Raw genomic sequence first — 5,001 nt, forward strand, 5'->3', positions numbered from 1 at the left:
GAGAAAGAGGAAGAAAGGCCACCACCAAGCCCAAAATAGATTTAATACGAAATTGCGATCGCGGGTTTGCGGCCCAATAAATAACACTGCAACTATAATCGCAAAAGCCGTTGCAGTAAAACCATAGTTAATGCGATCGGGCCACCAGGGACTACGCAAAAACCGCCGCAAACGAGGATAGGCATTTAACAGATTCACCCGAAATCGTTTTTTCTTCGTTTCGGCTGGCCAGAAAATTTCTTCTGTTAATTCATTAGCACCCTCTGCTTGCACGATCGCTCTTTCTACCAGATTTTTCAATTCCTTGAGATTGCCAGGAAAATCATAAGACTGTAGACGACGTAAAGCTTCTGGGGTAATGTGCGGTTTCGGAACGCCTCTAGATCGAATGTAGAGACTAGTATAATATTCAACCTGTGCCTGAATATCAGCTTTCCGCACCCGTAGCGGTGGTACTTTAATAATGTGACCGATACAGCGTTCAATTGTCGGCTGAGTTTTTTCAGAAACAATCAGAATTCTGGCTTTACTGGGACGAGGTTCCGGTGCTGCTTCTCCCGAACGACTGACGGGGGTATATGTGCCAGTTTTGAGCAACTGCGTTACCGGAGGTAATAATTCTTCGGGCAATTCTTGGATGTTGTTGAGAACTAAAGTACCTTCTCCCAACCATTCCAACAATCCTGGTTTACCGCCAGCGCGACCGAATAAATCTGCACCGCTAGTTTGCAGAATACCGCAATTTACTTTAATAATTGGTTCTCGTCGTTTTGGAGAACCAAAGTGGATGAGGGCTGCTATATTGTCTTTTTCTAACCCTGGTTCTCCAAAAATATCCACTGATTTGCGATCAGCCGCCGCTTCTCGAATTTGCTCGCGCAACCGCACAGCATAGCGACTTGTACCAACAATTCCCCGTTGCGCTTTGGTAACTAAATATGGCCGCAAAGCTACAGAACGTTCTTGTTCATAGCCAAGTGCAGATGTAGCCTGAGCTAATTCTTGAGCCAATTGACGCGAAAAAGCCTGAGCAATTTCCGGGTATTGGTTAACTAAAGTGCGAAATTTATCACCAGGCACAACCCACAAATGACAATCTGTCACCGTAGTAATTGTGAATGGAGTTAATTGATCCAACAACAATTCTTTGAGTTCAATTACTGCACCGGGGAGGAATCCACAAGCTAAGGCTGGGTTGGTTTGATTGGTGCTATTGCTTTCGAGTTGACCTTCTACAAGAATATAAAGGGCTTCTGGAGGAGTGCCTTCGCTAACTAAGTCAGTTTCGGCACTTACTACTTGTTCTTCAATTACTTGAGCGATCGCATTTAACACTTCAGGCGAGAGAATTCCTAAACTCGTCCGTTCTTTTAGCCATGTAACCGTTTCTGGAGATGTCATATTAATTTCTCCGTGTAGGCTGCTGTATAAAATGAATTATCTCTTGAAAGCTGAGTCAATAATTCAAAATTATAAATTAAGTTCAGATCGGACTGCACTTTCCCTTTTCCTTTAACTTCTCCAGTAAATTCCAAGACCTTTTTTCATTCTCCGAGATAAACAGAGGAAGCCAGTAGACTGCTTTCTCTATTAACCTATTACTATCATTATTCAAATCTTCAATCAATTTTACTACTGACTTAAATCCTAGCTTAGGAATTGCAAAATCTAACCATAATTTAATAGATTGAGCATTAGATTTTAAAACCCCATACTTGAATAATTTTGTGACATAATCTCTTTTGTGCAAGACTTTCTTTGCAATTACAATAGTACTCAAACTTTTTTTTTCAACCATGCTCTTGATAATTTCATACGCTTCAACTTCAGGTATGGATTTTAAATCCTCTAAAATTACCTTTTCCTCATGAGAAGATAAGGATCTATAACTGCTAATCTCTATTAAATTTTGAATATGCTCATTCATTATTGTTAAAATTGATATGGCATGAAAAGGTTTAATGGCAAACCTGCATTACTTGCTGAATTAGCTGATGGTTTGTAATGACCAGAAAGATTATTCCAGTATTTGATTTGACCTTTATTGTTTTTATTATGTCCAAAGCGAATTTGACCGGCAAAGTCAACATTGTTACCTCTTGCAATATCAATATGACTTCCTAAACCAAATTTTTGCCTTGCTATATATATCTGGCCTCCCTGTACTACGAAGTTGTACTCACCATTCGGTGTAAACACTTTATTGTGAGGTGTTTTATATCTCCACTTATTACCATCAAAAAAAAGCTCATTACGGCGAATATAATTAGGAATATCTTCGGGATATAGATTAGGAAAATATTCTGCTCCTGGCTCAATCGTGGCAACTTGTAGATTAATATTGTCTCTATCAATTGTATAATTTCCCTAATAGTAGCAACATCTAGAATTTGCTGTCGGGCACTGTTGACTATTTCGATAGCTCTTGTTGTCGCAGTTGATTCGGGTTCAATGATGAGTTTAACTGTCTCTATGCCGATTGATGATGCTTCAATTGAGCTTAATTCGTCAAGATAGACGCGAGTCACTCGTTGTGAGTTGAGTAATTCTGTATATCTTTCAGTATCTCCAGTATCAACGCTACGGTTGGGGAAAATCACAACACCACGCCAATTGTTAGTTAATTCGGTTTTGTCGAGATAATTAAAGATTTCGGTAAATAAACGTGAGTAGAACTTTTTGTCTGGTTGAAATTGCACTTCTGCAAAATAAATGGGTAGTGCTGCTGCATTTGGGAGGAAAACACCATCGATTCTAAACGCTAGTTGTTTAACTTCGACTGAAGAAAATTGGTAAACACTAGCTAGTTGGGGCGGTTGGTTAATCAGTTCAAAGAAAGTAGTGGGGATACTTTGGAAGATGCGATAAAAGATACTGTCTGTTTTCAAGGGAGCTTGTTTTACAATTGATGAACATATTTTACACTTCGACGCTCCCGTGGAGACTCTTTAGAGTATACAAAAATTGGCTGCTAAGATACTGCATATATGTATGTCAACAATTCTATAAATAATATTTGAATTGTGTCAGAGCGTGATACAAAAAGTATTTTAAAAATATTAGGTGTTTAAAGCTGACATTAATATTAGCAATTTCCCCCTAGAATTTTAGAAATAGGGTGTTTTATAGTAAAAAAATTGATTGGGCATTGGGAATGGGATCAACTCTTTCCCTAGTTCCTAATCCTAGTCTCAGACAAAAAAGGGGAATTTTGCCTAAAGGACTCGAAGCCTGCGTAAATCAGTATGGCCCGTGATTAGACGCGTAAAGCGTGTCTTAATCATTCATGGGCGTTGACAGATTCAATTCCCAATTGGCTAGAGTACGGCAGAGTTATGATCCCTAGCATTACAGATTCAGCAGTGAAGGCTGCGTTAGCAGCTGTTGCATCGGAGTCAGCCTCAGCAGAAGAAAAAATCCAGATGCTGATCGAGATAGCACAGGGTTTTCAAAAAAAGCCCAAAACAGCCCAAGACTTGCGAAATGCAGTTGGGTTATATTACCGGGCATATCAAATGTGTGGTGAAGAGTATCCCTTACTAAAAGCTAGGGCCCAAGTGGGCATGGCAGGGACGTTACAGGCAATACCGGATGCTGATTACCAACTGCTGCTGCAAGCGAAAGCAGGTTATGAAGAAGCGTTACCGATTTTACAACAATTAGCGTCACCAGAGGAAGTGGCAGAGACGCAGATGAATTTTGGGCTGGTGTTGCAATCGCTTGTACCATTCAATTTGGCACGGATAACCGACAGCATCCAGGCTTATCATGAGGCGTTGCGGGTGTTTTCTTGGGAAGATTACCCCCAGGAATACGCGATTTTGTATAACAATATTGCGATCGCTTACCTTTCTATGCCCCTAGCATCGGAACGCGAATACTTGCGTCAAGGGTTAGCTGTGCAATCATTTGAGGTAGCACTAAAGCATATTAATTTGATTGACCATCCTAGAGAATATGCGATGTTGCAAAACAATTTAGGTAACGCTTTGCAATATTTAGTGAGTTCCCATCGTGTAGAGAATAATTTAAGAGCGATCGCAGCTTATGACGAAGCGTTAAAAGTGCGTAACGCCAAAGATACACCTCTAGAGTACGCTAACACAATTTCCAACAAAGCCAACGCCTTATTCAACTTACCAGACGACCAGGAAAAACCAGAAGTTGGTAATCCTCAAAATCTTTTGCAAGCGCGTATCTACTATCAAGACGCTTTAGAAATATTTACGAAATACCAACAAATTGCCCAAGCAGAGGTAGTAGCCCAAGCGTTACAAGATGTAGAAGCAGAAATAGGAAATAGGGAATAGGGAATAGGGAATAGGTTAGTTATTCTTTCTCCCTCATCTCCCCACTCCCCACTCCCTACTCCCCACTCCCCACTCCCCTAATTCCTAACAATCAGGACAAAACAGCGTGAGAGATATTTTTACCTACCCAAACGTGATAGATTTTCTCAAAAGTTTAGCAGATGGTGACTTGAACATAGCAACAGAATTTGTGTGGTTAATCATTGCCACAGCCTTGTCTATGGTTGGCGGTGCAATTGGTGGAATGCTGTTAGCTGGGAAAGATATAGGCTATCAGTTTTCAGCAATGCTTGGTGCATTATTTGCCCCTGCTGGTGTAATTCCCGGCATCCTCTTAGGGCTTGCAGTCTTAAATTTATTGGCAAATTATTAGGAGAAAATATGTTAGAGATAGGATGGTTTTCTGCCAAGTTATTTTTGAAAGGAAAGCTACTACGCGATCCGATATATTTTCTTAAGCAAACTACTATTGGTATTGCTGTAAGTTTTTTACTACTAGTGTTAGTTGCACAAGCCCCAATTCCCTTCTACTTACCAATAATATTATCTAGCTTAGTGACAGGCATGATTATGCCATTTCTCCTCAAGGATTTCAAAATGAAGTGATTTGTCATTGATAAATAACCAATGCCCAATGCCCAATACTTCGACTTCGCTCAGTACAAGTGCCCAATGACTAATGACCAATGAC

The 5,001-nt window shown here is 40.2% G+C and carries 7 protein-coding genes; 3 read left to right on the forward strand and 4 right to left on the reverse strand.

Features of this window, described 5'->3' with window-relative positions:
• The 4 genes from LC574_RS26345 to LC574_RS26360 form a co-directional block, all read right to left on the reverse strand.
• A partial coding sequence (locus LC574_RS26345) for a cyclic nucleotide-binding domain-containing protein (RefSeq protein WP_229456505.1) occupies nt 1–1,401 on the reverse strand: 1,401 nt, incomplete at its 3' end.
• Between the two features lie 82 nt (nt 1,402–1,483).
• The gene (locus LC574_RS26350) at nt 1,484–1,927 is read right to left on the reverse strand and encodes a hypothetical protein (protein WP_229456510.1); all 444 of its coding nucleotides are present in this window, start codon (nt 1,925–1,927) and stop codon (nt 1,484–1,486) included.
• A 5-nt stretch (nt 1,928–1,932) separates the two neighbouring features.
• Nucleotides 1,933–2,199, reverse strand: coding sequence for a hypothetical protein (locus LC574_RS26355; RefSeq protein WP_229456512.1), 267 nt, complete (start codon nt 2,197–2,199; stop codon nt 1,933–1,935).
• Complete coding sequence (locus tag LC574_RS26360; protein ID WP_229456514.1) at nt 2,166–2,888, reverse strand: Rpn family recombination-promoting nuclease/putative transposase; 723 nt, start codon at nt 2,886–2,888, stop codon at nt 2,166–2,168. The genes LC574_RS26355 and LC574_RS26360 overlap by 34 nt, the downstream gene beginning before the upstream one ends.
• 447 nt (nt 2,889–3,335) lie before the next feature.
• Here LC574_RS26360 and LC574_RS26365 point away from each other — a divergent pair, with 447 nt between their 5' ends.
• The 3 genes from LC574_RS26365 to LC574_RS26375 all read left to right on the forward strand — a co-directional run bounded on the left by LC574_RS26365 (nt 3,336) and on the right by LC574_RS26375 (nt 4,916).
• Nucleotides 3,336–4,310 (forward strand): hypothetical protein, encoded by a 975-nt coding sequence (locus LC574_RS26365; RefSeq protein ID WP_229456519.1) that lies wholly within the window; start codon nt 3,336–3,338, stop codon nt 4,308–4,310.
• Nucleotides 4,311–4,416: 106 nt separating this feature from the next.
• Nucleotides 4,417–4,683 carry a hypothetical protein gene (locus LC574_RS26370; RefSeq protein ID WP_229456516.1) on the forward strand — a complete coding sequence of 89 codons (267 nt, stop codon included), beginning with the start codon at nt 4,417–4,419 and terminating at the stop codon, nt 4,681–4,683.
• An 8-nt stretch (nt 4,684–4,691) separates the two neighbouring features.
• Complete coding sequence (locus LC574_RS26375; RefSeq protein ID WP_229456517.1) at nt 4,692–4,916, forward strand: hypothetical protein; 225 nt, start codon at nt 4,692–4,694, stop codon at nt 4,914–4,916.
• The last annotated feature ends 85 nt before the right edge of the window (nt 4,917–5,001 follow it).

This window comes from Nostoc sp. CHAB 5715 (assembly GCF_020829685.1).
GTDB lineage: Bacteria > Cyanobacteriota > Cyanobacteriia > Cyanobacteriales > Nostocaceae > Nostoc.

Bases quoted from the DNA above. Each gene is read 5' to 3' on its own strand.
- LC574_RS26350 (WP_229456510.1), bottom strand. From the start codon at position 1,927: ATGAATGAGCATATTCAAAATTTAATAGAGATTAGCAGTTATAGATCC.
- LC574_RS26365 (WP_229456519.1), top strand. From the start codon at position 3,336: ATGATCCCTAGCATTACAGATTCAGCAGTGAAGGCTGCGTTAGCAGCT.
- LC574_RS26375 (WP_229456517.1), top strand. From the start codon at position 4,692: ATGTTAGAGATAGGATGGTTTTCTGCCAAGTTATTTTTGAAAGGAAAG.